Source organism: Parasphingorhabdus sp. (genome assembly GCF_049667325.1).
Taxonomy (GTDB): Bacteria; Pseudomonadota; Alphaproteobacteria; order Sphingomonadales; family Sphingomonadaceae; genus Parasphingorhabdus.
This window is the reverse complement of sequence record NZ_JBATHY010000038.1, coordinates 1-3,085: the sequence shown is the minus strand read 5'-3', so window position 1 is coordinate 3,085 and position 3,085 is coordinate 1. Positions and strand designations below refer to the sequence as shown.

Sequence of the window (3,085 nt, the reverse complement as noted above, 5' to 3'; positions counted from 1 at the left end):
GTTCGTTGGCCCGCTGTTTCAGCGTTTCGACGCCGACATCGGCGGCTTTCGCAACTTCCTCGAATTCCGACTGGTGATGCGGCAGGAATTCGTGGAGCGGCGGATCGAGCAGCCGGATGGTCACCGGAAGACCGACCATGACTTCGAATATCTGGCGGAAATCATCGCGTTGCTCGGGCAGCAGCTTCGCCAGAGCGGCTCTGCGGCCGTTTTCGTCGGGGGCGAGGATCATCTGGCGAACGGCGGTAATCCGCGCCGCATCAAAGAACATATGCTCGGTGCGGCAAAGCCCGATGCCCTCGGCACCGAAATCGCGCGCAACCTGGCAATCGAGCGGGGTTTCCGCATTGGTGCGGACGCCAAGACGGCGGACCTTGTCGGCCCAGACCATCAGCACGCCGAAATCGCCGACCAGCTCGGGCTGGATCGTCGCCACGCGGCCGGCCATCACCTGGCCATTGCTGCCGTCGATGGTCAGCATATCGCCTTCTTTCAGCTCGCGGTCGCCGACCTTCATGACCTTGGTTTCGTTGTTGATCGACACCGTGCCGGCACCGGAAACACAAGGTCTTCCCATGCCTCGAGCGACCACGGCGGCGTGTGACGTCATGCCGCCACGGGCGGTCAATATGCCCTTGGCGGCGTGCATGCCGTGAATATCTTCGGGCGAGGTTTCAACCCGGACGAGGATGACATCGTCGCCCATTTCGGTACGCCGTTCGGCGGTGTCGCTGTCAAAAACGATAAAGCCACTGGCCGCGCCGGGGGAGGCCGGCAGGCCGGATGTCAGCACGTCACGCTTGGCTTCGGGATCGAGGGTCGGGTGGAGCAGCTGATCAAGCGCCATCGGATCTACCCGCATCACGGCTTCTTCCTCGGTGATCAGGCCATCATGGGCCATGTCCACCGCGATTTTCAGCGCCGCCTTGGCGGTACGCTTGCCCGAGCGGGTTTGCAGCATCCACAGTTTTCCGCGCTCTACGGTGAATTCGATATCCTGCATATCGCGATAATGGCGTTCAAGCAGGTCAAAGACGTCGGTCAGTTCCTTGTAGGTTTCCGGCATCGCCTCTTCCATCGACAGCGGCTTGGCACCCGCCTCTTCGCGCGCGGCCTTGGAGAGATATTGCGGCGTACGGATCCCGGCTACGACGTCCTCGCCCTGCGCGTTGATCAGCCATTCGCCATAATAAGCGCTGTCCCCGGTTGACGGATTGCGGGTGAAAGCCACGCCGGTCGCGCTGGTTTCCCCCATATTGCCGAAGACCATCGCCTGGACATTGACCGCGGTGCCCCATTCGGAAGGGATATCGTTGAGACGGCGGTAGACCTTGGCCCGATCGGCTTGCCAGCTGCCGAAAACGGCGCTGACCGCGCCCCATAACTGGTCATTGACGTCTTGCGGGAACGGCTTGCCCCATTGTTCGGCGACCAGCGTCTTATACTCGCCAACCAGCGTCTTCCAATGTTTAGACTCCATCTCGGTATCGGTGAAAAAGCCATTGTCTTCTTTGATAATTTCCAATGCTTCTTCGAAGGAATCATGGTCGAGCTGGAGCACGACGTCGGAGTACATCTGGATGAACCGACGGTAGCTGTCCCACGCGAACCGCTCGTCGCCCGAGGTTTTCGCCAGTCCTTCGACGGTTTCGTCGTTGAGGCCGAGATTGAGCACGGTGTCCATCATGCCCGGCATAGATGCGCGGGCCCCGGAGCGCACGGAAACCAACAGCGGATCGCCTGGATCGCCGAATGTCTTGCCGGTCACTGCCTGAATATGGGCCACGCCCTGCTCGACTTCTCCAGCCAGACTGTCTGGATAGGCCCCGGCGTTGTTCATATATTCGGTGCACATTGCTGTGGAAATCGTAAAACCCGGAGGAACCGGCAGCCCGATATTGGCCATTTCGGCAAGATTGGCCCCCTTGCCACCGAGCAGGTTGCGAGCCTCGATTTTATCGGAAGGCGCGCCATCCGAGTTCATGCCGCCACCGAAACGATATACATATTGGGTCATTTATTTGCCTGTCCCGTCCATTTCGTGGAAAATCCCGCCGTCAAACTTTACAAACTTTACACTGTTATGAATCAAATCTCTTCTAGCCCTCGATCTTCGAAAAATCAGCGACCTGGTGGACGGCATTACGAAAGCGCGCGAGCAGGGCAAGCCGGGCTTTGCGCTTGGTTTCGTCTTCGTCGTTCACGGTCACATCCTCGAAAAACTGGTCAATCGGTCCGCGCAACGCCGCCAGCGCGGTCATCGCGGTTTCAAACTGCTCGGCGGCGATCGCAGCGGTCACTTCCGGCTGCGCCGCGTCGAGCGCTTCGATGAGGGTCTTTTCGGCTTTTTCGGGCGTGTAGGAAAGCGGTTTGTGCTCCGCACTTGATGCGGAGCCCTGGCCATCATCAGCGCCTCCTGCCTCGCTCCGCATCAAGTGCGGAGCACCAGCGCCCTCTTTCTTCAATATATTCGAAGCCCGCTTGTAACCGGCCAGCAGGTTCACCCCGTCCGCGGTTTCGACAAAGGCCTGCAAAGCCTTCACCCGGGCGAGCAAGCGCACCAAATCGTCTTCGCCACCAAGAGCAAACACCGCGTCGATCAGGTCGTGACGGACACCCGCTTCGCGTTGTTGGACTTTGAGTCGATCGACTAAAAATGCCCATAGTTCTTCAGCTTCGCGGTTGATCGCAAATGCCAAAGGATCGCCTGAGTTGCCTGAAGCTTTGCCCAGATTTATAAGTCGATCGTTCAATGAAGACAGTTGCAAAGCCGCGATCTGAATTGCTTTGCGGAGAACTCCTAAATGGGATCCTCGCAATTGGTTGGTCTGCCAAAGACTCAAATTGGCAAGCCCTGCACGTCGAAGGGCAAACGGATCTTTCGATCCGGTGGGTTTCTCATCGATTGCAAAAAAACAAGCCAGAGTATCCAACTTATCCGCCAGACTCACATACACCGTCACCGGATCAGTCGGCACATCGTCGACCTGCCCGACCGGCTTGTAATGATCTCTGATTGCGTGTGAGACTTCTACCGGAAGCCCTTCTTTCTCTGCATAATAGCCGCCCATCAAGCCTTGCAGCT

Annotated in this window: 2 protein-coding genes; both read right to left on the bottom strand. The window is 58.3% G+C overall.

The genetic code is table 11. The features are described from left to right. A partial coding sequence (ppdK, locus tag WBM93_RS01745; RefSeq protein ID WP_424427547.1) for a pyruvate, phosphate dikinase occupies positions 1–2,017 on the bottom strand: 2,017 nt, incomplete at its 3' end. An 82-nt stretch (positions 2,018–2,099) separates the two neighbouring features. Further along, positions 2,100–3,085: glycine--tRNA ligase subunit beta (locus WBM93_RS01740; protein ID WP_424427545.1), on the bottom strand; the 986-nt coding region annotated here is incomplete at its 5' end.